Raw genomic sequence first — 23,260 nt, 5'->3', positions numbered from 1 at the left:
GCTATGAGCGGGGAAAAGTTTGACGCTATCGTCATTGGCGCTGGCATGGCCGGCAATGCGGCTACTTACACCATGGCAAGCCGTGGCCTGAAAGTCCTGCAGTTGGAACGTGGCGAGTATCCGGGCTCCAAGAACGTCCAGGGCGCCATCATGTATGCGAACATGCTGGAGAAAATCATCCCGAATTTTCGAGATGATGCGCCTCTTGAGCGGCATCTCGTCGAGCAGCGCTTCTGGATGATGGATGACACGTCCCATGTCGGCATCCAATATCGATCGGACGACTTCAACGAGTCGACGCCCGAGCGCTACACAATCATTCGCGCCCAGTTCGACCGTTGGTTTTCGCGCAAGGTGCGCGAGGCGGGAGCGACAGTCCTGTGCGAGACGACTGCGACGGAACTTGCCCAGGAAGGCGGCAAGGTGATCGGTGTGCGCACCGACCGTAGCGGCGATATCATTCTTGCGGACACGGTCGTTCTCGCGGAAGGCGCCAATGGGCTGCTCGGCGCACGGGCCGGTTTGCGTCAGACGCCGAGATCGGAGAACGTGGCACTCGCCGTCAAGGAAATACATTTTCTGCCGGAAGACGTGATCGATCAGAGGTTCGGTCTTCATGGCAACGAAGGCTGCGTGATTGAGGCAGCCGGCACCATCTCCCGCGGCATGGCCGGGCTCGCCTTCCTTTATACCAATAAGGAGTCGATCTCTCTTGGCATCGGCTGCCTCGTCTCCGACTTTGCTGCAACGTGCGAAAGCCCTTACGAATTGCTCGAAGCGTTCAAGAACCATCCCTCGATCAAACATCTGATCGCGGATTCGGAAGTCAAGGAATATGCAGCTCATCTCATTCCCGAAGGTGGGTACAAGGCAATTCCCGCGCTCTTCGGCGATGGCTGGGTCGTTGTCGGCGACGCGGCCCAGCTCAACAATGCCGTTCACCGCGAGGGTTCCAATCTCGCCATGACGTCAGGTCGCATCGCCGGGGAGGCGATTTTCGAGGTCAAGAGCCGCGGAGGCCGAATGACCAAAAGGAACCTCGCACTTTACAAGACAATGCTGGACGATTCCTTCGTCATTAAAGATCTCAAGAAATACAAGGACATGCCCGCCCTGCTTCATACCAATTCCCGCAATTTCTTCATGACATACCCGAAGTTGATGTCTGAGGCTTCGAAAAATTTCATGCGTGTCGATGGTACGCCGAAGATCGAAAATGAAAGGGCGACGACGGCCGCTTTCATAAAGGCGCGCTCGCGCTGGGGACTGGTCAGCGACGCGGTGCGCCTCGCAATGGCTTGGCGCTAAGGGAGAAATAGGATGACCGTTGCAGTGACGAAGTTGCGTGTCGAGGACAAGCTTTTCCAGAATCGCTATCTGGTTGATCCGGGACGCCCTCACATCAAGGTGCGGCCGCACGAGCATCCGAGTGCGAACCTTTTAGCGCTGACACGCATCTGCCCGGCAAAATGCTATGAGCTGAATGACAAAGGCCAGGTGGAGATTACGGCCGACGGCTGCATGGAGTGCGGCACATGCAGGGTGCTATGTGAGGCAACCGGCGAGGTTATTTGGAACTATCCCCGAGGCGGCTTTGGTGTTCTCTTCAAGTTCGGGTGAACAACTTTATTATTAAACATCTCAAAAACACGTTATTTTGTCACAGCCAGGCGCTGCATCAATTTTGCCTGGAACCAGCTTGCAATTTCAGAAACTAACATTAGAGTTTCTACTTATACAAATAAGCACAAACTGTGGTTGGAATGCTGGCATTCTACACAGCTAGAGGTGTTGAAAATGACCCGCATCCTACGCGATTGCGTCGATGAAGTTGGACCTTTGCGTGGACAATCCAGCAAAACGCCTGAAGTCGGAATCTCCTGCACCGGGATCTACGAAATATCGAAGCTCCTGACGGCCGCTGCACCGCTGGAGATTACGCTTGTCAAGGTCGCGAATATCCTCCCCACCTTTTTGCGGATGCGTCATGGAGCAATCGTTGTACTGGCGAGCGAAGGGGAGCCGGAAATTACCGCGTCGGCCGGAGTGACCGATCCTCGTCAATCCGGCGCTCGCCACATCATCCCGCAGGCTGCAATGGATCAGATCTTGATGACCGGACAGCCGCTGGTGATAAGGGAAACAAGTAAGTCCGAACTGTTTCAGGCTCCTCAACCGTCTTTGAGCAGTGACACGATCCCCATTACATTCATCGGGGTTCCTTTAAGGGCTGCGCACAAACTGGTCGGGACGTTATGGATCGACCGCTTCAGGGACAGCGCCACTGAGCTGCGTCATAACGAAGATATTCGCTTCCTTACCATGGTCGCCGATCTTATCGGTCAGACGATCTCGTTCCACCGAGCCCTGAGCACGTCGGGTCCGCAGATCATCCAGCTGCACCGGAAATCCGCCGAAGGGGGACGGAATGATGCGAGCCAAAGTTCCCGAGCCAAAGTCGACTGGATCGTCGGTGAAAGCCCCGCAGTCAGGCAGGTGTTGGAAATCGTCTCTGCCGTGGCGATGACGAATACTACAGTGCTTTTGCGGGGTGAAAGCGGCACTGGCAAGGAATTTTTCGCACAGGCCATTCATGAGCTTTCCCCTCGCAGGAAGAAGTCTTTTGTCAAACTAAACTGCGCCGCACTGCCTGAAGGTGTCCTGGAATCGGAACTCTTCGGCCATGAAAAGGGCGCTTTCACCGGGGCTGTCTCGCAGCGCGCAGGGCGTTTCGAATTGGCAAATGGCGGAACGCTGCTCCTTGATGAAATCGGCGAAATTTCGCCTGCCTTTCAAGCCAAGCTTTTGCGCGTGTTGCAGGAAGGGGAGCTGGAGCGGGTCGGCGGAACCAAGACCCTCAAAGTCGACATCAGGCTCATATGCGCAACCAACAAGGACCTCGAGGCGGCTGTCGCGAATGGCGAGTTCAGAGCCGACCTTTACTATCGCATCAATGTCGTGCCGATCGTCTTGCCACCGCTCAGAGACCGGCCCGGGGACATTCCGCGTCTTTCAAAAGTCTTTCTCGACCGCTTCAACCGGGAAAACAATCGCGAGCTCGCCTTCACGCCGCCGGCACTAGACCTGATTTCGCAATGCTATTTCCCTGGAAACGTCCGCGAGCTCGAAAATTGCGTGCGACGGACGGCGACTTTGGCGCGCTCAAAGACGATCGTTCCCTCGGATTTTGCGTGCCAGAACAGCCAATGCCTTTCGGCGCGTCTTTGGAAAGGAGATGGCGGCAGCCGTGACGGTAAGGCTATCGATGAGCTCACTCGGAGAGGAACGATGCCGGCGGTATCGCCGCTCTCTACCCAACCAGGCAGCGTCTCGCATCCGGAGGTAGCGCCCCTCAAGGCCTGCGATCCCAATGGTCCGGCGTGCCAAGCCCTATCACCGCGCCTTACAGAGCGGGACCGGCTGATCGAGGCAATGGAGAAGGTCGGATGGGTTCAGGCCAAAGCGGCTCGTATGCTCGGCCTCACGCCCCGTCAGGTCGGCTATGCTCTGCGCCGGCACAATATCGAGGTGAAAAAGTTCTAAGCCTGTCGTTCGTCAGGTCGAAGATGCCCTCCGGCACTCCGCGTGACAAGGCGCGTCGCATTCGCGACGTGGTCCATGTGCCGATTGTCAGGAACGAACGAAACCGTGCGGAGCAAGTGTATTCAATCGGACGCGAAAGGCTAAAACGCCTGACATGAAACAATTCTAGCACTGGCATCGGTCTTGCAGTTTGAACTGCAATTTTCACCAGCCACGGAATTGTTAGATGACCGCATCGTTGATTTCGCTTGATAGCTCGGCCAGCGCCAAAACTTCGGACCGTAGGCTGGCTACCGCGAAGTCCAGCAGCTGCAAATCCTCATCCTGCGGCTCGCCTGCAAAACCGGATGACATGGATGCAGCGATCTGGAAGAAGATAAAGGATCATCCCTGCTATTCAGAAGAAGCACACCATTATTTCGCGCGCATGCACGTCGCCGTCGCACCGGCTTGCAATATCCAGTGCAACTACTGCAATCGCAAATATGACTGCGCAAACGAAAGCCGGCCCGGGGTCGTCTCGGAAAAGCTGACGCCAGAGCAGGCGCTATGCAAAGTCATTTCGGTCGCCAACGAAGTGCCGCAGCTTTCGGTCGTGGGCATCGCCGGCCCGGGCGATGCGTGTTATGACTGGAAGAGAACCAAGGCGACGTTCGAAAAAATTGCCGCGGAAATTCCCGACATCAAGCTGTGCATCTCTACTAACGGTCTAGCATTGCCAGATCATGTCGACGAGCTTGCAAGCATGAATGTCGATCACGTGACCATCACAATCAACATGGTCGACCCGCAAATCGGCGCAAAGATATATCCTTGGGTTTTTTACGACCACCGGCGATACACCGGCATCGAAGCGGCCGAAATCCTGCACAAGCGCCAGATGTTGGGTCTGGAGATGCTGGCGGCGCGCGGCATCCTCATCAAGGTCAATTCGGTCATGATACCCGGCGTCAATGACGACCACTTGATCGAAGTGAACAGATGGGTGAAGGAGCGCGGCGCTTTCTTGCATAACGTGATGCCCCTGATTTCGGACCCGGCGCACGGCACTTACTATGGTCTGACCGGGCAACGCGCTCCGCGGGCAATCGAATTGAAGGCGCTTCAAGGTCGTCTCGAAAACGGCGCCAAGCTGATGCGCCATTGTCGGCAGTGCCGGGCCGATGCCGTCGGCCTTCTGGGCGAGGATCGGGGCCAGGAATTCATGCTCGAACACATACCCGACGCAGTCTCCTACGACGACCGCAATCGCGCGGCATACCGCGAAGTAGTCGCGCGGGAGAGAGGCAACCACGCAGCAGCCAAGAGCGAGGCGATCGAAATGGTCAAAGCAGTAGGCCCTGACGGGTCGCTTCACGTCGCGGTAGCGACCAAGGGCGGCGGCCGTATAAACGAACATTTCGGCCATGCGAAAGAGTTCCAGATTTATGAAGTCTCTCCGGCAGGAATCACCTTCGTGGGCCATCGCAAGGTCGAGCAATGTTGCCGCGGCGGTTGGGGTGACGACGCTACACTCGAGGGTGTGATCGTTGCGCTCGAAGGGATCGACATCGTGCTCTGCGCCAAGATCGGAGATTGCCCTAAAAAGCGACTGGCGGACGCCGGCATTCGAGCGATGGACTCTTATACGTATGAGTACATCGAAACCGCCATCAGCATGGTTTATGCCGCCCAGTTTGGCGTTGACCCGCTGACAGGGACGGCCTGAACTGTTCATTTTAAACCGCCTCAGGAGTTGATAATGGCCTTCAAGATCATCGCATCCCAATGCACCCAGTGCGGAGCCTGCGAATTCGAATGTCCATCAGGTGCGATAGAACTGAAGGGCGATAACTACGTGATCGATGCGGAAAAGTGCACAGAATGCGAGGGAGCTTTCGAGACGCAGCAATGCGCATCGGTATGTCCGGTACCGAAGACCTGCGTCCCAGCTTGATCGCCTTCTCGCTGGTCGCCGAAGGCAATATCTCCTCCAAAGGACATTTTGAAACCCGCGGCTAAGCAGACCAGTTTCAAGAAAGTGAGGCACCACCGTGGGCCCAGGACGCGAACAAGAGGTGGAAATCGGCTCTCCACCGCGATTTCTACCGGGCGAGCGGGTTCGTGCCACGCGTCACATAAAGAATGACGGCACCTATCCCGGCAAAGACGTTGGCGAAAACCTGGTACGGAAGGGCGATGAGGGTTATGTGCGCGACATCGGCACCTTTCTCCAGCAGTTCTATATCTATGCGGTCGAATGGGTGGATCGCGGCACCATCGTCGGTATGCGCGCGCGTGAACTGACGAGCCTCGACAAAGCCGCGGCAAGCATTGCCGAAACGGCTACCAGCGCCAAAGAAGGAATAGCCCCGTGAAAGTGATAATCCGCAGAACCGGAACCGGCTTGTCGGCATATGTTTCCAAGAAGGATCTCGAAGAGCCGATCATTGCCATGGAGAATGAAAATCTATGGGGCGGGTGCGTGCTGCTTAGGAATGGGTGGCGGCTTGCCCTGCCCGATCTGCCGAAGGACACGCGCCTGCCGATTACGGTCGAGGCAAAAAAGATATCTGAGGAGGACTAGACGCTGGTAACGAACGACAAAAGGCGAGAGCGGCATGACCGCGCTTCTTGAATCTGATGATCTTTTGGTCTGCCGGGGCAATCACGCCAAAAAGCAGCTTCATTTGCTGAAGGAAGCGCTCGCCGCGGACGGCATAATCCCATATCTCGGTCCCGGGCTTCTCCGGCAAAGTTCGGCGCCGCCGACTGTACCGGACGGACCTGAAGCCGTTGCAGCAGCTCTTAACGCACGGGCGACAGCACCTTCCAAGATACGCAGCAACATGTGGTCGGTCGCACAGTTTATCGAGCAGCGCCGACATCGTCGGACGCTTCAAGCCTGGATGGCGGAGATATTCGCCCCCTCCCAGCCGCCGACTGTCCTCCACGCCTGGGTTGCAACGCTACCACTCTCGCTTATCATCGATAGCTGGTACGACGGGACGATGCGCGCGGCTCTCGTCGCGAATGGCCGAACAGACGTGGTCGAGATACAAGGCGTCACGCGGGCAAATGAGAACCGGGACATTTGGACGAAAACCTACGATTTGTCCGGGAAAGAACTCGACGCCGGCCCGACGGCAATAACGGTTCTTTATACGCCTCACGGAAGCGTTCGCCCCGCCGCTAATTTTCTCGTGTCAGATGCCGACTATGTCGAAGTTTTGACCGAGATCGATATCCAGACGCCGATCCCCGAAATCGTCAAGGAACGGCGGACCAACCGCGGTTTTTTCTTTCTGGGCTGCCGCTTCAACGATCAGATGTTACGCATCTTCGCCCGCCAGATCATGAAGCGCTCCAACGGCCCACACTTCGCGGTGATGGATGCCGAAACCATGACCAAGAATGAACGCCGCTTCTGCACGGAATGCGCCATCACCCTGATTGACCTGCCGATTGACGAAGTTGCGGCCGGTCTTGTCGATCCGGCATAGCTGCAGGCGCGAGCCAGGCTCCGCAAATCGAATGTCGACCGACGATCATAAAGTCTTGTTGACGTTACGTGGAATTCGGCAGCAAAAGCACCAATAGCCAAGGTCTGCTTTGCGCCCGCAAGCGGACGTCGGCTCGGCTTGAATGCATGACCGATCTGGGGCCGGAAACGGTCTGTCCGCTTCGCGAGAGCGAGGCCAGGAAAGCGGACATGTGGTTGCGTTCGAAAGAGACGGCAAGTTCGAATCTCGTCCGGCGCTAGTAATGCAATCAATGGTTTGAAGGTAACGATTTAGCCTAATCAGAAAAAAGCGAGAAATTTGCCACAAATTCGCGATCCTCTGAAACCCGCAGGAACCCGTCATTTTCTGATCCAGTCTATTTCTGTCTGTGGCGAGTGTGTAGCGAATGTCCAGCAACCTCAAGCGGCCTTTGACCGGAAGGCAGCAACCCGGCCGAGGTGCGCTTCCTCTCAAACTGACGGTTTGAAATCAGTCGATTTTACGAAGCGAAACTTTGTAAATTAAAGCATATTCAAACCTCGACTATACTCAGTAAGTAAACTCCCCTTACGCGTATCCGCCCGATGTCGGGCGATGTAACTTTCGCATATTTGAAATACGCGAAAGTTACATCAGGTCCCTTATCGTCTACGAAAACATCACAAAAAATGCTCGGCCGCTGCCACGCAGAGGTCGACAAACCGGTCCAGCTGATATGCGGTCTCAATCGCAGGAGCAGCTTGGTGGCTCGCGGCGGCGTTACCTTCAGGTTCTTTGCTCAGAGCATGTCCTGCACGGCGTCGGAGTGGCTTTATGGATATTCGATAGCAGCATGACAATACTAATTTTGAAATAAGTATTTTTCTTATAACTCAATGCGTTATTATATCTTTGATCGTCACAGCAGCATCGAAAAATGTAACTATCACGTATTTCAGATACGCGATAGTTACATTTTCTTGCAGAGCGAAGACGACTGTTGTAACTTTATCGCATCTGCGAAAGTTACATATATGCCTCTTCATCTCGTCGGCGAAAACATTGACAAAACGCGTGGCCACCGTCAGGCGGAAGCCGGCAAGCTCGTCCAGCTCATGCGCGGTATCTATGTTGATGCCGACGATGACATAGATCAGACGGTGCGGACCCATGCTGTACGCATCGCTAAATATCTCTACCCGAACGCCTACCTGTCGGCCGCCAGTGCCGTTCTGCTCGGCCCGATGCGCGATGGCCGCCTGTTTCTAACCGGCCGCCGCGTGCAGCGGCAGCGCATTAGGACGCTCGAAATCATCCAGAACAAAGCGCCGGACAACCCGTCCGTCGCGCAGGCGGCGGTCGGCGACAACATGGGCGAGTTCCGCGTGGCCGTGTCTTCGCTGCGCCAGCGTTTTCTGGAAGCCTTCCGCATCCGTAGTGAACATGCGGCCTCGTTCGACGAAGACATGAAAGAGGCAATCGCCGCACGGCTGATTGAAGAATATGGGAATCCAGAGAGCGCCGCCGATGCGGTGTTTAAACTTGCCCGCGACAATGATTGGCTTGCCGAAGGCAGCGCCGCCGAGCGTTTCCTCAAACGGAAGCCGGCGGCCGCCGTAACTGTCACCAACCAGGCCGCGCTCGACCTAACCGTGGCATGGCACGGTGCGCCGATCGGCAACCTTGCGCATGATGGCTTCGAATGGCGGTGGAAGGCATCCGATCCCGACGGCCCGCCGCTTGTGCGCCAGACTACGCCGGGCAGATTGCCTCCCTTCATTGAATCACTACTCCCGGAAGGGTGGCTGAACCGGGTGCTAAACAGCCCGGACGAGCGGGCGGAACTGCGCACCGGTAAGCGGTACATGTCGAACATCACAATTGTAGAGCGGGCAAGCGAGCTGACGGCGCTTCCGGCCGATATTCTACTGACGCGGCTGAACACCTTCACGGCAAATCATCTGTTTACAGGGATCTATGCCGGTCCCGGCCGCGGCGATATCCATGATACGTTCGAACAGAACCTGGCAAAAATCTTCGCGACAGGCGCGACACCGCGCCTGTCAGGCGTACAAATCAAGGCGCCGATGTTTCTCGATGCCGACGGCAACCTTATGCCCAGCACGAACAAGCCGTTCACGCATATTCTCAAGCCCGCCGGCACGTCGGGATTCGAAGCGCTGCCCGCGATAGAATGGCAGTCCATGGAACTCGGTCGGGCGGTCGGATTCATTGTGCCCGCCATTGCGCTCGTTGCCATGCCGGATGGCATGCCACATGCCCTTGTGGTTGAGCGGTTGGATATCCGCACCAGCCTTGACGACATGCGCCGTCTGGTGCTCGAGGACATGGCGTCGGTTCTGGGCGTGCCCGCGGAAGATAAATACATGGGCACCATGGAGCGGATCGCATCCGCCCTGCGCCCGCTGTCTACTGACCCGGATGCGGACCTGCTGTTGGTCTTGCGGCGGGCACTGTTCGCCTGGCTGATCGCGGACGGCGATATGCATCTGAAGAACATGGCCATGCTGAAAATCGCGGAGCCACGGAGGAGAGATTTTAGCTCCGTCCGAATGGCGCCGCTCTACGATGCGGTCACAACGCGGGTATTTCCGACCCTGCAGAGCGACCGTATGGCGCTCAAGATCAGCGGCAAGGACGAACGGCTCAAGAGAGCGGACTTCAGGCGTTTTGCCGCCACCGCAGGTATTCCGGCGTCGGCGGCGGATATGGCCATGGATGAGCTGGCCGCGGCGCTTGCTCACGGCCTGGACGCCCTTACGTTGCCACCGCCGCTGGCAGATGGCTCAGTCGGCGCTGAACGGGCGGCGCACATGCGAGAAATTGTCCGCGAGCGTCTGGCCACTTTTGAATAGGATCGGGCCATTGCTATTGGATCACAAAGCTTCAGACCGCGCAGGGTTATTGAAGGCGACGTTATCCCAGTGATTTTGATCGATTGCTGCATTGTGCTTCTCCATCTGTTTTCGAAGGAGCGCCGTGAAGAAGCGGGCCCAGGCACGGCCAGCAACAGATAACACGGTTGGACAGCGTCTTTGCGTTCTAGCGCCGCCGGGACGGCCCGCTTAAGGTGATTTGTCGCAAAACAGGGAAAGCATCCTGCAGCGCCTCATATCACACGGGTGTTCGCCCGGCGCGCTGCCTCGCGGGTGAGCGCCCGAAGCAGAGCGGCTAGATCGAAGATAATCTGGTCATCCTCCTTGCTGGAATAAGGCGAAACGAGCTTTTCGTGCATTGACATCAATTGTCTGCCGAACGAGGACCGACAATTTCGCAAGTTTACCGAACTAAAGCTTGAGCCGCGGCTAACACCAAACCGCCGCTCGGACCGCTGATGCCCAGCACATGCCAAAAGCGAGCGTTAGGCCAGGCGCTATTTCTCCTCCATTCGGCTTCGAAGGAACTCTTCTATCTGAAGTGCTAACGTTGCCGGCTCCTGGCCGACGGTCTTGAGATGAAGTTCCGGATTGTCCGGCGCCTCATATGGAGACGAGACGCCGGTGAAGTTCGCGATGTTGCCGGCAAAGGCCTTTTTATAGAGCCCTTTCGGATCGCGGCGCGCGCATTCCTCCAAGGGCGTATCGACAAAGATTTCGATGAACTCCCCTTCATCCATAAGCTCGCGCGCCATACGCCGCTCATCCCGAAAGGGCGATATGAAGGAACAAATCACAATCAGTCCTGCGTCGGCCATCAATCTGGCGACCTCAGCGACGCGACGTATGTTCTCGACCCGATCGGCCGCGGTAAAGCCAAGGTCACGATTAAGCCCGTGGCGCACGTTATCTCCGTCCAAGAGATAGGTATGCTTGCCGTAAGTATGCAGAAGCGCTTCGAGCGCATTGGCAATCGTCGACTTGCCCGAACCCGACAGACCGGTGAGCCAAAGGACGGCGGGCTTTTGGTTCTTGAGCGCGGATCGCGCGGCCTTGTCGACGTCGAGCGCTTGCCAATGAACGTTGTCAGCACGACGAAGCGGGAAATCAATCATGCCGGCACCGACGGTCGCGCTGCTTACCCTATCGACGATGATGAAATTGCCGGTTGACCTATTTTCCTCGTAGGCGTCGAACACGATCGGTCTTTGCGTCATGATGTTGCAGACGCCGACCTCGTTCATCTGAAGCAGTTTTGCTGGTTCGCGAACGAAGTTGTCGACATTCAGTTGGTGCTTGAGCGCAGTCACCGTGGCGCTGGCAGTGTCCGTCTCCGTCCGCAAGAGATAGCTTCGTCCCGGGAGCATCGGATTGGCATCGAACCAAATGAGATGCGCCTGAAATTGGTCCGAGACAAAAGGCCTTGAGGCGGGATCAACCAGCATGTCGCCCCTGGAGACATCTACCTCGTCGGCTAGAACCAAGGTTACCGGTTCCCCTTCTGCGGCAGATATCTGGTTGCCGTCAGGGGCAATGATCGCCCTGACCGAGGAGCGCAGACCTGATTTTGCAACGATCACCGGATCGCCGACGGCAATTTTTCCGGATGCGATCCGGCCCGCATAGCCGCGAAAATCCGAATTTGGCCGCATGACGAGCTGAACCGGAAAACGAAAGGGGCTTTGCTTGTCAGGTGCGTCGAGTTCAATCGTTTCCAGATATTCAAGGAGCGCCGGGCCTTGATACCAGGGTAGTTGCCCGGATTTCGAAACAACATTGTCTCCGAAGCGGGCGGACATCGGAATAGCCGTTACGCTGGCAAAACGCAGCTTCGCCGAGAAGCTTTCGTATTCGGCCACGATGGCATCAAATACCGGCTCGCTGAAATCGACGAGATCGATCTTGTTCACCGCCAGCACGACATGGCGAATGCCGAGAAGCGAGGCGAGATAGGAATGCCTGCGTGTTTGCTGGAGTATGCCTTGGCAGCTGTCGATGAGGATGACGGCAAGGTCGGCTGTCGATGCGCCCGTTACCATATTGCGCGTATATTCGTGGTGACCTGGCGTATCGGCAACGATGAACTTGCGCTTCGACGTGGAGAAATAGCGATAGGCGACATCGATGGTGATGCCCTGCTCCCGCTCTGCCTCAAGGCCGTCGAGCAGCAGAGAGAAATCGATTTCCTCGCCATTGCCGCCGCCGATGCCGCCGCGGCGAAGGTCCGCCAATTGATCTTCGAAGACCAATTCCGCATCGCAGAGCAGTCGACCGATTAAGGTCGATTTTCCGTCATCGACCGAGCCGCAGGTGATGAATCGAAGAACCGGTGCTTTGTCCTCTTGGACCAGATGCTCTTTCATGTCATGCGGCGAGATGGAAAAAGGATATGACATCAGAAGTACCCTTCGCGCTTCTTCTTCTCCATTGCGCCGGCCTCATCGAGATCGATCAGCCGGCTCTGTCTCTCGGAGGTGCGTGCCTCCACGATCTCGCGCAGAATTTCCGGCACTGTCGCCGCACCGGATTCGATCGCGCCCGTCAAAGGATAGCAGCCGAGCGTGCGGAAACGGACCATCCGTTGCGTGACCGTTTCATCGGGTTCAAGCGGCATGCGCTCGTCGTCGACCATGATCATCGTCGCACTGCGGCGCACGACGGGCCGCGGCGCCGCGAAATAGAGTGGCACGACGGGAATATTTTCCTTTTGGATGTACTGCCAGACGTCGAGCTCGGTCCAGTTGGAAAGCGGAAAGACGCGCATCGTTTCGCCTGCGCTCACACGCGTGTTGTAGGTTTTCCACATCTCCGGACGCTGGCGTTTCGGATCCCAAGCATGCTGGGCGTTGCGAATGGAAAATATCCGCTCTTTGGCTCGCGATTTCTCCTCGTCGCGGCGCGCGCCTGCGAGCGCAGCGTCAAAACGGTATTTGTCCAACGCCTGGCGCAGCGCCAGAGTCTTCATCACGTGCGTGTGCACGTTGGAGCCGTCTCGAAAGGGGCTGATGCCCTGATCGATGCCATCCTGATTGACGTGGACAATCAATTTCAGGTCCAGTTCCCGCATCATCCGGTCGCGGAAGGCGATCATCTCCTGAAACTTCCACAGGGTGTCCACATGAAGAAAGGGAAAGGGTGGTTTTCCCGGAAAGAACGCCTTCATCGCGAGATGCAATAAAACGGAGGAGTCCTTTCCGATGGAATAGAGCACAACCGGATTTGAAAAGGTCGCAGCGACTTCCCGAATGATATGGATGGCTTCGGCTTCAAGGTATCGCAGATTGTCGAAAGACATCTCATTTATCCTTGCGGAGCCGATGCGTCGTCGAGCTCGAAGAACTTCGCATAGGGCCCGCCTGCAAAGTGCCGCCGTAGCTCTTCAAAATTCTGTAGCGAGCGAGCGAGCGACCGTGTTTCCTGCCGTTGAATGGTAGCGCGATTGGAAGACTTATGCGCGGGAGCTCCGAGGAACGCCAAAACGGCTGCCAGGCATGCGCTCGGTTTAAGAAGAAGATCCTGGTATTCGATCATCAGCAGTTTGCTCGGATCGAACGCGCTCTTGACCCGTGCATGGAAATCGTCGGCAGCTTTGAAATAGGCTTCGCATTCGTTCACTGACAGCGAGACACTTGGGGGCTGATTATGGTCCGGGCTAAATTTCAGCCACTGACCCGTTTGCCTTGCCTGCACCAGCGATCGCAGGGATTCCAATGTGTTGCGAGTAAGCAGAATGACCTTGAGGTCTTGCCAACGAGCCAATTCATCGAAAAAGCCCGGGCGGTCATAAAATTGAGGCTCGTTGATTTTGCAACCGACGTGCGTCACCTTCTTCTTGGCTGGCGGATAGCGCAGATAGGCGAGCTCGAGAAGCTCGCGATCGCTGTGCCGGAGGCGATCCTTATCGGGCCAATTTTCATCATAGCTGTTGAGCAACTCACCATTGCTCAACACATTTGCATGGTCGTTCAGGAGCGCTTCGAGATAGTGCGTCCCAGTTCGCGGCATCGCAAGGATGACAAATGGCTGAGGCGACGGTACGGAATGGATCATTGCGCATGTTCCCAACTGATATTGATCACAAAGGTGTGGATGGCGCCTGCACAAGAACTCCTCGGTCGCGCTGACGAGCGTAAGTGCGTTGCCTTCTCCAAAATCAAACCCGAGGGCCGAAGACCGCGCGATCGGATAAAAAACCGATGAAGCCCATCATGGTGCCGGCGATCCGTAACGCTGGTAGATCGACTGGATCCCATCCAGAATCTCGCGTGATAAAGTGACTTCGGCGGCGGCGAAGTTGTGCGTCAATTGCGTCAGGGAAGTCGCGCCCACGAGCGTGCTTGCAACGAAAGGCCGGCTCATAACGAATGACAAGGCGCCATGCACCGGATCGATGCCATGTTCTCGAAAGAGCGTTGTATATGCGAGAGCTGCATGCTGCGCTCTTTCGTTGCTGTAGCGAAAGAACCGTCCGAACAAGTTCAGCCGCGAACCGCTTGGCCGCTGACCACCCAGGTACTTACCAGTGAGGGTACCCATCGCAAGGGGCGAGTATACGAGGAGCCCTACCCCTTCGCGCACAGCCATTTCTGCGAGGCCGTTCTCGAAATCGAGGTTGATAAGGTTGTAAGGGTTCTGGATACTTGTCACGCGAGCCAGGCCGTGCATTTCGGCAAGATGCAGAAAGCTGGCAAGCCCCCACGGCGTTTCATTGGAGAGCCCGATGTGGCGAATCCGGCCGCTTTTGACGAGCGCATCCAGGGCCTCCAGCGTCTCCAGGATAGAGATCGTGTCGTGATCAAGCTCATATTGATAGTCGAGCAGTTGAAAGACGTTTGTGCTGCGGTCTGGCCAGTGCAGCTGAAAGAGATCGATATGATCCGTCTGCAGCCTTTGAAGGCTGGCGTCGACTGCTTCGAAAAGATTTGCGCGCGTATAGCTGACGCGGCCGTCGCGGACATAGGGCAGGTTCGCCTTGCCTGGTCGGACGGGACCAACCGCCTTGGTCGAGAGCACCACATCCTGCCTGCGGCCGGTTTTGCGCAGCCAACTGCCGATAAAGGACTCCGAAAGACCGTATGTCCCGACGCGGGGTGGCACGGGATACATCTCCGCCGTGTCGACAAAGTTTACGCCTGCATCGAGAGCCGCATCGAGTTGCGCGTGCGCCTCGGCTTCCGTGTTCTGCTCTCCCCAGCTCATCGTACCTAAGCCGAGCGCGCTTACCTTGAGGCCGCTGCGGCCGAGTTCGCGATACTGCATTTCATATCTCCTTGTCGTAAGCGGTCATGGCTTCAAGGCATCAGACGGCGCCGCAGAAGCGTTGCCGAAAGAAAGAACGGCAATGCCGCGTAGAGGCAAAGCGCACCGACATGCAGGCCGACGCTTTCAGCCGGCCGGCCAAGCATTGCCGGGCGAATGAGATCGATCGCATGCGCGAGCGGCAGGAAGTGCGCCATTTCCTGAAATCCACCCGGCAGTTGTGCGACCGGAAAGACCGCGCCGCACAGAAACAACATGGGTGTGAGGACGAGCGTCTGGTAGAAAATGAAATAGTCGTAACTGGGTGCAAGTGCCACCACGACCATCGCCACGCTCGCGAACGCAAACCCGGTGAGCGCGATAACCGGTAGCACGCAGGGGATCGAAGTCCACGCCGTATAGCCAAGCATGGTGGCGACGATCAAAATTCCCGTCCCGGCCAGAAACGCTTTGGTTGCGGCCCATGCCAATTCACCGAGGACGACATCGCCGAGCGTCATTTGTGTGTATAGGATTGCTTCCCAGCGGTGAGATTGCATCCGAGCGAAAGCCGCATAAATCGTCTCGAATGTCGCGGAGGTCATGGAACTTGCCGCAACCATGCCGCCCGTCAGAAACGCGATATAGGGAGCCCCGTCCACGCGACCGACCATTATTCCGAGGCCGAAGCCGAGACCGAACAGATAGATCATCGGATCGGCGAGATTGCCGAGTATTGACGCAAGCGCGACCTTCTTCCATGCCAGAAAGTTGCGGCGCCACACCGCAATCCAGTTCCAGGCGTTAGCCGGCAGCGTTGTCGCGTAACCTTCACCCATCGTTCATTTCTCCATCTCGCGCCCGGTCAGCCGCAAAAAAACGTCCTCCAGATTCGGCGGACGCTGCAAAAGACGCAGGCCCGTTCGCCCGCGCAGCTGCGCCAACACCGGTTCCGGATCGGACGCATAACAAAAGAGCGTCTCGCCGCTCACCTCGAACCGTTGCGCATAAGGCCGGATCGCTGAATGCAGTTCATGCGGATTGCCGCCGTATATTTCGATCACCTGGCAGCCGATCTGCTCGTCGACAAGCGCGTGCGGGCGGCCCTCCGCGATGATGCGTCCTTTCTCGATGACGCACAGGCGGTCGCACAAACGCTCAGCCTCTTCCATGAAGTGGGTGGTCAAGATGATCGTCTTGCCGCGCGCCAAAAGCGCACGCAGGCGCTCCCAGATCAGGTGGCGCGCATGCGGATCAAGGCCCGTCGTCGGCTCGTCCATGACGAGCAGCTGCGGGTCGTTGATCAGCGCACGTGCCAGTGTCAGGCGCCGCTTCATGCCGCCGGACAGCTCGGAAACGCGTGCATGCGCCTTGCTCTCGAGGCGCGCAAACTCGAGCAGTGACGGAATGACCTTTTCGACCTCGCGTGTGCTCATGCCGAAATAGCGTCCGAACACCAGAAGATTTTCGCGCACGGTGAACTCGGCGTCGAGGTTGTCGAACTGAGGGACGACGCCGATGCGCCGGCGCGCCAAGCGCGCGCGCGCCGGCACCGGCACACCAAGGACGCTGATCTTGCCGGCGTCAGGAAGGGTCATCCCGAGCACCATGCGCGCAATTGTGCTTTTTCCTGCGCCGTTCGGCCCGAGCAGGCCGAAGCACTCTCCCGCTGCGACGGAAAACGACAGCTCGTCGACAACGGTCCTTCCGCCGTATGACTTCGTGACGCCGGCAAGTTCGATTGCTACCGCGGACATGTGCTCATCTCATGTTGGCTGCGACGCCAACCGGCGCCAATTCAGATACCCGCTCCTTGGTGAAGAGCACGCCGTTGCACCATACATGTTCGATGCGTCCCCATTCGCAGGCTGCGGCAGCATCCGGGAAGAAGCCACGTCCATGGAGGTTTGCACTCGTGTTGCAAAGCAGCGGGATGCCTGTGAGTTTTTCATACTCGATGAGGAGTTCGGTAACTCCGTGTTCAGAGCTCCTGGAAATGGTTTGCAAACGTGCAGATCCGTCGAGATGGACGACAGCGGGAATTTTGTCCTTCCACTCCGGGCGCGTCTGGTGGTCGAACAGCATGTAAGGATCGGGTGTTCCGGGACTGAATATATCCGACGCCCGGTCCTCCAGGCATATTGGCGCCACCGGCCGGAAGTGTTCGCGAAATTTGACTTCGTTGAGATAGTCTTTCATTTGCGCCGACGTCGCGGCTGCGAGAATACTTCTGCCTCCGAGCGCCCGGGGTCCGAGCTCGGCGCGCCCGGCAAGAAAGACAACGGGCTTATTGCTGGCGAGGATCGTGGCGAGTTCTGATATGCTGCACGGGGCAGCCTCCCATCCTTGCGGCGCATCGCCATTTTTCAAAGCCGGGCCGCTGTAGACCGACCACTCCAGCGGCACAAAGCCTTCATGCGCCGCCATGGCGCTGCAGGCGGCACCAATTGCAGAACCACTGTCGTTCGGAAATGGCGGAACCCAGACGGCATCGAACAGGCCGGTTTCACGCAGTGCGCTGTTCCATTTGATGTTGAGACCACAGCCGCCGGCTATGCATAAATTTCGCGGCCCGGGCGAAGAGTGGCGCTGCATGGTAAGCGCCATTTCACCGACTAGGAGAAGCTCCAGGAAAGCATGGAATGATGCAAGCACATTTTCGGGCGCCTTATCCTCCAATCGGACCACGCTGGCATCGAAGAAATCATGGACGGCCACAAGGGAAGATTCGGCGTCGTTGATATTTGCGCGATAGCGACAGGCTCGCTCGGTATCGCCTGAAAAGTGCTCCTCGTAGAGCTCTTCGAACACCGCGACGATGTCTTCATCAATCGACCCAAGCGCGATATAGGCCATCAGCTTGCCAGCGACACCGAGGTCCCAGCCCGCGCGGCTTGGCTGCTTATACGGTCCGAAGTAATGGCCCGCGGCCGCGTATGCTTGCCCTATCATCGGGAATAAGGATTCCAGGAACCGGGCCCCTTGGCCATCGACGTAATAGAGACGCGGGAAGATACAGCCATCCCACACCAGGCAAAACGCGGGTTCGCCAGCCTTGGCGAACGGACTGGTGCAGTATGCGGAGGCCACATGGCCGGTCACATGCGGATAGCTCTTATAAGAAAAAACCCGGTCATTGAGAATGAGGCCTGTGCCATCGAGCGAATCGAGAAGACCGTCGCTGTGCCGTTCAACGTACGGCGCCCCCGTGAGAGTGACGGGAGCTGCGCCACTGAGGACCTGGAAACGCGACTCGATCTCACCGTCCCATCCGTCGATGACGAACTGATCGACATCGCATGGATTGAGACCGTGTTCCGCCAAAGCGGTAACAATTGCGTCGAGATTGTCGATGGTTTGATATCGGCGATTGTTGTCTTGCTTCTCCTGCTCAATGCAGAAGACTAGCCGTCCGTCCTCGATAAGGGCGATCGCCCCGTCATGGGTCAGCTTTATACCACAGATGCGCATAGTGTCTCCATGTCTTAGGTCGAAACATCGATTGATCAGGAAGAGGAAACCGGATTGCGGAAACGGACGAGCAAGCAGTCTTCGTTGTCCGAGTCCCCCCGTAACTCCAGACGCTCTACCTCGACCAACATTTCGGTGAGAATGGCGATGACCGTCTCAGCGCCGGCAGCATGACCCCAGCGCCGGCAATTCGCATCGCGTGCCGAACCGAAAACCAGATGCCCGCCAGGCGCAAGCATGCGAAGCAGGTTGCCAACTGCCATTCGCATCTCGGCAATGTCTCCGAGGTAATAAAGAACTTCTGCAACCACGATCAGATCGAAAAGCTCTTCAGAGGAAAACTGTTTAACGTCTGAGACAACCCAGCTGATATGTGCCGGCATGTTCATCCGTCGGCGCGTTCGATCAATCGCTTCTGGCACGACGTCCACAACTGTGAGGCGCCGGCAGTGTGGCGCCAGTTTTTCCGTGAAGGCGCCAGCCGCACACCCGACTTCGAGTGCATTTGCGATGGGGCCTTCGGCAAGCGACAGCACGAGCATTTGCGCGTGACGCTTGCGTTCGAACGGATTACCGTCGAGGCGCCACGGATCGTCTGCAGCCAGTTCGCGATTTAAAAGTTGATAATTGTCGTGCATTTTCAAGCCCGTCCACCTTGATAAAGCAATCATTGCTGGTCGGTGCAAATGCCGTCATATGCCATCAATCTGGTCGCATCTCTCGCAAGATTGTGCCGGCGAAGCGGAGCTTCATTTTCCTGTAATTCTCGTGGGCTTGATCCAGCAATCGGATCTTGGATGGCATCGAGCTTTTCATTCTTGTCTGGTGCTTTGGCAGCAGAGCCGCGCGACAACCAATCGCTATTGCTCAACGTACAGAGCGCGTAGGCCTTCAAGGGCAGCAGGAAAAAGATGTTGAGGAAGGTATGCAGCGAGAATCCGATAAATCGTAATTGGCGGGCACGGACCGCTGCGACGCTGCAGCGGATCATGGTCATCGATGCGATCATCAGGCATGTCCACCAGGGCACGGTGCCGGTGAGTGCGACCTGCGCTAGTCCGGTTAGCACCGACAGGGCGAGCAAGAGCGGTCCGAGGTTCTGACCAATCACGTCCAAAGTGAGAAAACGGTCAAGACCAGGCAGAAGGTTCATTGCAAGCAACGTGTCGCGGAAAGTGCTGCGTGCCCAGCGAAGTTGCTGACGCAGATAAGGGCGCAGCTTGTTTGGAACAACAGTTGCCGCGATGGCGGTTGGAACATATTCGGTTCGAAATCCAGCTTTCAGCATGAGGATTGTAAGATGACGATCCTCGCCGAAGTCGCTTCGCTTTCCCCGGAACATTTGCGTTTCGTACTGGTCAAGTAGCATCGTGAGCGCAGTCCGGCGGTACATGGCGCATGGACCACAGCAGCACATGACAGCACCGAAACGGGCCTGTGCCGCCCGCTCCTCATTACAGGCCAGCCAGTATTCCATATCGATCAAACGGGTCAACCAGGTCTCGTGGCGGTTGCTCGCAGCCAGCTGGCCCATAGCCGCGCCAATCGCCGGATCTTGCATCTTGAGTGCAAGTTTCATGACGACGTCTGAGGTGAGAATGGTGTCGGAGTCGACGTTGAGGACCAAATCTCCAGAGGAACGGCGAATCGCGGCTATCTGCGCCTTGCGCTTTCCAACATTCTCCTTGAGCAGAATGAATGTGAATCTTGGATCGCGTGCAAATGCCGTGTGAACGGGCGTGATGGCGTCGCGATTGCTGGAACCGTCATCAACCACATAGACATTCAAATCCCCGGCGTATTCTTGCTGCGCGATGGACTCAAGGCAATCCCAAAGAGTGCCCGGATCCTCGTTGAAAGAGGGTATAATGACATCGACGCTCGGCCAATGCGCCGAGCCGATCGGCTCTGCCGACGTCGATGGTTCATCGGTCGGCCGAGCATAAACGACCTGCATGCTTTTATAAGCCGTCGAGAGCAGCGCATAAAGCGAGATAGCGGCAGTGCTGGTTGTGTCGAGCAGATTCATGGATATCGCTTTCAGTGATGTTGAGGAAGCGGGCGGATTGCAAATCCGCGGTCGCGCACGACTGGAATGATGCGAGAGAGTGCCATGATGGTATGATGGCGCAGACTGCTATCTGTGCTCGGCTCTGCCTCGCTTGGAGGGCATCCATCGTGCAAGAGCACGATTGCCCCGGGACGAATAGAGGCGAGCACTGCATCGACAATCGCATCGACGCCAGGACGAGACCAGTCTAGGGGGTCTACCGACCAGTGGACGGCCGCCAACCCTGCGCTCGCCGACACGGAAAGAACGTCTTGGGTCCAGCTCCCATAGGGAGCGCGCATGTATTGCACCGACGCCTGCGGACATGCAGTCCTGATAGCCCTGCTCGCCTCGGATATCTCATGTTCTATTTCGCTGGCGCTGCAATTGGACAGGTCCGGGTGGGTCATCGTGTGATTGGCGACCTTGTGGCCTTCTGCGATCATTCGTTGGATGAGTTTCGGCCGCTCGGCCGCGTAAGTTCCGATAACGAAGAAGGTTGCGGGCACCTGATGTTGCGCCAGCACATCGAGGACCTCCGGGGTACAGAAGGGATGAGGTCCGTCGTCAAACGTCAGATAGATGCTCGGCTGATCGATAGCTTCAGCGCACGCATCGGGCATTTCGTATAAGCAATCGAGGTGCGTCATAGCTCTGGCCCGTTCCGATCAATCGTCGTGCCAGTAGGCCAATCGGACATGGACCGACCAATCGGCAGCACGATAACAAGCGCGTCTTCGATGCGCGTGGGCGGCTTGTCGAGGCGCGCCTCTGGGAGAGTTGACCGCACGCGAATGCCCGACAAAATCGTCAGCGGACCGTGTCGGCCGAACCTCTCAACATGTTTTTGCAAGGCGGGCCGAACTGTGCCGAATGCAAACGGGACGGCGAGCTCCTGCAATACCGGAAGCATGGCGTGGATAGAATGCCCGAGCCCTAACCCCTCGAGATCCCGACGTACGCCATATAGTCCGAGCTCACCCACTAACTGATCGGTTGTGCCAACTTTTATAAATCGGCGTAGCAAGCCCATATGAGCCGCGACACCATTAGCATCATAGCCGATGAGGCGAAGTTCGGGCCTTGCTCCCGCCCAGCTTCGACTGCCCTCGAATGGTTTTGCATTAAAGGCCCCGGTTGGCCCATAGGTCATCCGAAAGAAGTCGGCGAGCTCGACATGCTCGACGAGTTCCAACTCGTTTTCCCAGCACAGTCTCCACCGCACCTCTGAGCGCATGCAAAGACCTCCTTTTCTTGCTGTAGTTCTGAGGGAAACATCGTGTGATTGCAGCAATGGCTTCGTCTTCCGCACGTCATACGCGCCATTGACGACCACAGCGACAAACAATCGTGATAGTAGAGCCTTTCTCTTCCGCTCGCGTCTGAGATGATCAACTCTCCCAATACTTGCGACCTTCCTCAGTCGTTCGTAAGCTTGCGCCGATGTACTCGTCTGCTAATCGACATACTTGTCAGGTTATCGACATTTTTCTCATGCACCATCACGCCGAATCGGTAAAATTGATTGTTTGGATGGCAACCATCCACATCTTGGATGACGGAAAAATGCGTTTTAAAGGACTGGACTTAAATCTTCTTGTTGCGCTCGACGCATTGATGACGGAGCGAAATCTTACGGCCGCGGCACGCAGCATCCACCTCAGCCAGCCGGCGATGAGTGCCGCTGTTGCCCGATTACGTGTCTATTTCGAGGATGAACTGTTTACGATGAATGGTCGCGAACTTGTCCTGACGCCGCGTGCGGAAGGGCTCGTTTCCGCCGTCCGTGAAGCTTTGCTGTATATTCAGCTCTCCATCATTTCCTGGAAGCCGTTTGACCCTTTTCAATCGGATCGCCGTTTCAAGGTGAGCCTTTCCGATTTCCTCACACTCGTGTTTATGGAAAAGGTCGTGAAGCGTGCTGCGCGGGAAGCCCCAGGCGTGAGCTTCGAATTTCTGCCCCTCGCCGATGACTATGACGAGCTTCTGCGCCGTGGCGAAGTCGATTTTGTCATTCTCCCGGAAGTGTTCATGCCAACTGGGCATCCTCGAGCGAAACTGTTCGATGAGACACTCGTTTGCGTGGGCTGTCGCACCAACCAAGAGCTATCACAGCCGCTTACATTCGATAGATACATGTCCATGGGGCATGTCGCGGCCAAATTCGGGAATTCACGAAGGCCCTCAATCGAAGAATGGTATTTGCTCGAACACGGTTTCAAGAGACGTATCGAGGTCGTCGTGCAGGGCTTCAGCATGATCCTGCCCGTTCTGTCCAATACCAATCGCATAGCGACCGTGCCTTTGCGACTGGCGCAACATTTCGCCAAAATTCTGCCCCTTCGCATCATGGACCTTCCACTGCCACTTCCCCCATTCACAGAGGCCGTTCAATGGCCTGCGCTTCAAAACAGTGATCCGGCAAGCCTGTGGATGCGCGGGATCTTATTGCAGGAAGCATCGCGCCTTGCCTTACCGTCCGAAGAGCATTGAGCGCGGATATGTCTGCTGGAGCCCATCTGAAGCGGAGCACTGGTTAGCGCTGACATGCGCTTTGGATGATGCAAAAAGCGTGGAATACGCGCCTATCGAAAAGTACC

General features: G+C 56.8%; 20 protein-coding genes and 3 pseudogenes. 10 read left to right on the top strand and 13 right to left on the bottom strand.

What is annotated here, in order from left to right; all coding sequences use genetic code 11:
- Positions 1 to 3 precede the first annotated feature (3 nt).
- From ACXHXG_RS19485 to ACXHXG_RS19445, 9 genes are all read left to right on the top strand, one after another.
- The gene (locus ACXHXG_RS19485) at positions 4 to 1,308 is read left to right on the top strand and encodes an FAD-binding protein (protein WP_457900325.1); all 1,305 of its coding nucleotides are present in this window, start codon (positions 4 to 6) and stop codon (positions 1,306 to 1,308) included.
- Between the two features lie 12 nt (positions 1,309 to 1,320).
- Positions 1,321 to 1,620 (top strand): ferredoxin family protein, encoded by a 300-nt coding sequence (locus tag ACXHXG_RS19480; RefSeq protein WP_457900324.1) that lies wholly within the window; start codon positions 1,321 to 1,323, stop codon positions 1,618 to 1,620.
- A 177-nt stretch (positions 1,621 to 1,797) separates the two neighbouring features.
- A complete protein-coding gene (gene nifA, locus ACXHXG_RS19475; protein WP_457900672.1) occupies positions 1,798 to 3,543 on the top strand; it encodes a nif-specific transcriptional activator NifA in 1,746 nt (581 codons plus the stop codon).
- A gap of 226 nt (positions 3,544 to 3,769) precedes the next feature.
- On the top strand, positions 3,770 to 5,251 hold the full coding sequence (gene nifB / locus ACXHXG_RS19470) for a nitrogenase cofactor biosynthesis protein NifB (RefSeq protein WP_457900323.1): 1,482 nt from the start codon (positions 3,770 to 3,772) through the stop codon (positions 5,249 to 5,251).
- Positions 5,252 to 5,284: 33 nt separating this feature from the next.
- Positions 5,285 to 5,479, top strand: coding sequence for a 4Fe-4S binding protein (locus ACXHXG_RS19465; protein WP_283060979.1), 195 nt, complete (start codon positions 5,285 to 5,287; stop codon positions 5,477 to 5,479).
- 97 nt (positions 5,480 to 5,576) lie between these two features.
- Complete coding sequence (locus tag ACXHXG_RS19460) at positions 5,577 to 5,900, top strand: nitrogen fixation protein NifZ (protein WP_457900322.1); 324 nt, start codon at positions 5,577 to 5,579, stop codon at positions 5,898 to 5,900.
- Positions 5,897 to 6,109 carry a putative nitrogen fixation protein NifT gene (gene nifT, locus ACXHXG_RS19455; protein WP_283060977.1) on the top strand — a complete coding sequence of 71 codons (213 nt, stop codon included), beginning with the start codon at positions 5,897 to 5,899 and terminating at the stop codon, positions 6,107 to 6,109. The genes ACXHXG_RS19460 and nifT overlap by 4 nt, the downstream gene beginning before the upstream one ends.
- Before the next feature lie 34 nt (positions 6,110 to 6,143).
- Positions 6,144 to 7,025, top strand: coding sequence for an SIR2 family NAD-dependent protein deacylase (locus tag ACXHXG_RS19450; protein ID WP_457900321.1), 882 nt, complete (start codon positions 6,144 to 6,146; stop codon positions 7,023 to 7,025).
- A 1,013-nt stretch (positions 7,026 to 8,038) separates the two neighbouring features.
- Positions 8,039 to 9,880 (top strand): type II toxin-antitoxin system HipA family toxin, encoded by a 1,842-nt coding sequence (locus tag ACXHXG_RS19445; RefSeq protein WP_457900320.1) that lies wholly within the window; start codon positions 8,039 to 8,041, stop codon positions 9,878 to 9,880.
- A 254-nt stretch (positions 9,881 to 10,134) separates the two neighbouring features.
- Here the strand turns inward: ACXHXG_RS19445 and ACXHXG_RS19440 are convergent, their stop codons facing one another.
- The 13 genes and pseudogenes from ACXHXG_RS19440 to ACXHXG_RS19380 form a co-directional block, all read right to left on the bottom strand.
- On the bottom strand, positions 10,135 to 10,266 hold the full coding sequence (locus ACXHXG_RS19440) for a hypothetical protein (protein ID WP_457900319.1): 132 nt from the start codon (positions 10,264 to 10,266) through the stop codon (positions 10,135 to 10,137).
- A 132-nt stretch (positions 10,267 to 10,398) separates the two neighbouring features.
- A complete protein-coding gene (gene nodQ / locus ACXHXG_RS19435) occupies positions 10,399 to 12,297 on the bottom strand; it encodes a bifunctional sulfate adenylyltransferase/adenylyl-sulfate kinase NodQ (RefSeq protein WP_457900318.1) in 1,899 nt (632 codons plus the stop codon).
- Positions 12,297 to 13,196 (bottom strand): sulfate adenylyltransferase subunit CysD, encoded by a 900-nt coding sequence (gene cysD / locus ACXHXG_RS19430; RefSeq protein ID WP_457900317.1) that lies wholly within the window; start codon positions 13,194 to 13,196, stop codon positions 12,297 to 12,299. The genes nodQ and cysD overlap by 1 nt, the downstream gene beginning before the upstream one ends.
- A 5-nt stretch (positions 13,197 to 13,201) precedes the next feature.
- Positions 13,202 to 13,951, bottom strand: coding sequence for a sulfotransferase (locus tag ACXHXG_RS19425; protein WP_457900316.1), 750 nt, complete (start codon positions 13,949 to 13,951; stop codon positions 13,202 to 13,204).
- 156 nt (positions 13,952 to 14,107) lie between these two features.
- Entirely contained in the window at positions 14,108 to 15,160 is a 1,053-nt protein-coding gene (locus ACXHXG_RS19420) for an NADP(H)-dependent aldo-keto reductase (protein WP_283060968.1), read from the bottom strand.
- Positions 15,161 to 15,192: 32 nt separating this feature from the next.
- Entirely contained in the window at positions 15,193 to 15,978 is a 786-nt protein-coding gene (locus ACXHXG_RS19415) for an ABC transporter permease (protein WP_457900315.1), read from the bottom strand.
- A 3-nt stretch (positions 15,979 to 15,981) separates the two neighbouring features.
- On the bottom strand, positions 15,982 to 16,896 hold the full coding sequence (gene nodI, locus ACXHXG_RS19410; protein ID WP_457900314.1) for a nodulation factor ABC transporter ATP-binding protein NodI: 915 nt from the start codon (positions 16,894 to 16,896) through the stop codon (positions 15,982 to 15,984).
- Positions 16,884 to 18,610: pseudogene (nodU, locus tag ACXHXG_RS19405) on the bottom strand (nodulation protein NodU). The gene nodI and the pseudogene nodU overlap by 13 nt, the downstream one beginning before the upstream one ends.
- Before the next feature lie 35 nt (positions 18,611 to 18,645).
- Positions 18,646 to 19,306, bottom strand: a pseudogene (gene nodS / locus ACXHXG_RS19400) (nodulation methyltransferase NodS).
- Positions 19,278 to 20,639, bottom strand: coding sequence for a chitooligosaccharide synthase NodC (nodC, locus tag ACXHXG_RS19395; RefSeq protein ID WP_457900313.1), 1,362 nt, complete (start codon positions 20,637 to 20,639; stop codon positions 19,278 to 19,280). Before nodC ends, nodS begins: the two are co-directional and overlap by 29 nt.
- A gap of 11 nt (positions 20,640 to 20,650) precedes the next feature.
- Positions 20,651 to 21,310, bottom strand: a complete 660-nt coding sequence (gene nodB, locus ACXHXG_RS19390) for a chitooligosaccharide deacetylase NodB (RefSeq protein ID WP_457900312.1) — start codon at positions 21,308 to 21,310, stop codon at positions 20,651 to 20,653.
- Positions 21,307 to 21,897 carry a NodA family N-acyltransferase gene (locus ACXHXG_RS19385; protein WP_457900311.1) on the bottom strand — a complete coding sequence of 197 codons (591 nt, stop codon included), beginning with the start codon at positions 21,895 to 21,897 and terminating at the stop codon, positions 21,307 to 21,309. Before ACXHXG_RS19385 ends, nodB begins: the two co-directional genes overlap by 4 nt.
- A 76-nt stretch (positions 21,898 to 21,973) precedes the next feature.
- A pseudogene (locus tag ACXHXG_RS19380) lies at positions 21,974 to 22,042 on the bottom strand (hypothetical protein); the annotation flags it as partial.
- A gap of 184 nt (positions 22,043 to 22,226) precedes the next feature.
- Between ACXHXG_RS19380 and ACXHXG_RS19375 the strand changes: the two are divergent.
- Positions 22,227 to 23,153, top strand: coding sequence for a LysR family transcriptional regulator (locus tag ACXHXG_RS19375; RefSeq protein ID WP_457900671.1), 927 nt, complete (start codon positions 22,227 to 22,229; stop codon positions 23,151 to 23,153).
- The last annotated feature ends 107 nt before the right edge of the window (positions 23,154 to 23,260 follow it).

This window comes from Rhizobium sp. LEGMi-198b, from assembly GCF_054114205.1.
The sequence above is the reverse complement of the archived record's forward strand: the minus strand, read 5'-3'. Positions and strand labels throughout refer to the sequence as shown.

Excerpts from the sequence above, each read along its gene's own strand:
- cysD (WP_457900317.1), bottom strand. The coding sequence starts at position 13,196 with ATGTCTTTCGACAATCTGCGATACCTTGAAGCCGAAGCCATCCATATC.
- ACXHXG_RS19465 (WP_283060979.1), top strand. The coding sequence starts at position 5,285 with ATGGCCTTCAAGATCATCGCATCCCAATGCACCCAGTGCGGAGCCTGC.
- ACXHXG_RS19480 (WP_457900324.1), top strand. The coding sequence starts at position 1,321 with ATGACCGTTGCAGTGACGAAGTTGCGTGTCGAGGACAAGCTTTTCCAG.
- nodB (WP_457900312.1), bottom strand. The coding sequence starts at position 21,310 with ATGACGCACCTCGATTGCTTATACGAAATGCCCGATGCGTGCGCTGAA.
- nodC (WP_457900313.1), bottom strand. The coding sequence starts at position 20,639 with ATGAATCTGCTCGACACAACCAGCACTGCCGCTATCTCGCTTTATGCG.
- ACXHXG_RS19385 (WP_457900311.1), bottom strand. The coding sequence starts at position 21,897 with ATGCGCTCAGAGGTGCGGTGGAGACTGTGCTGGGAAAACGAGTTGGAA.
- ACXHXG_RS19420 (WP_283060968.1), bottom strand. The coding sequence starts at position 15,160 with ATGCAGTATCGCGAACTCGGCCGCAGCGGCCTCAAGGTAAGCGCGCTC.
- ACXHXG_RS19485 (WP_457900325.1), top strand. The coding sequence starts at position 4 with ATGAGCGGGGAAAAGTTTGACGCTATCGTCATTGGCGCTGGCATGGCC.
- ACXHXG_RS19415 (WP_457900315.1), bottom strand. The coding sequence starts at position 15,978 with ATGGGTGAAGGTTACGCGACAACGCTGCCGGCTAACGCCTGGAACTGG.
- nodI (WP_457900314.1), bottom strand. The coding sequence starts at position 16,896 with ATGTCCGCGGTAGCAATCGAACTTGCCGGCGTCACGAAGTCATACGGC.
- ACXHXG_RS19375 (WP_457900671.1), top strand. The coding sequence starts at position 22,227 with ATGCGTTTTAAAGGACTGGACTTAAATCTTCTTGTTGCGCTCGACGCA.
- nifB (WP_457900323.1), top strand. The coding sequence starts at position 3,770 with ATGACCGCATCGTTGATTTCGCTTGATAGCTCGGCCAGCGCCAAAACT.
- ACXHXG_RS19425 (WP_457900316.1), bottom strand. The coding sequence starts at position 13,951 with ATGATCCATTCCGTACCGTCGCCTCAGCCATTTGTCATCCTTGCGATG.
- ACXHXG_RS19450 (WP_457900321.1), top strand. The coding sequence starts at position 6,144 with ATGACCGCGCTTCTTGAATCTGATGATCTTTTGGTCTGCCGGGGCAAT.
- nifA (WP_457900672.1), top strand. The coding sequence starts at position 1,798 with ATGACCCGCATCCTACGCGATTGCGTCGATGAAGTTGGACCTTTGCGT.
- ACXHXG_RS19445 (WP_457900320.1), top strand. The coding sequence starts at position 8,039 with ATGCCTCTTCATCTCGTCGGCGAAAACATTGACAAAACGCGTGGCCAC.
- nodQ (WP_457900318.1), bottom strand. The coding sequence starts at position 12,297 with ATGTCATATCCTTTTTCCATCTCGCCGCATGACATGAAAGAGCATCTG.
- ACXHXG_RS19440 (WP_457900319.1), bottom strand. The coding sequence starts at position 10,266 with ATGTCAATGCACGAAAAGCTCGTTTCGCCTTATTCCAGCAAGGAGGAT.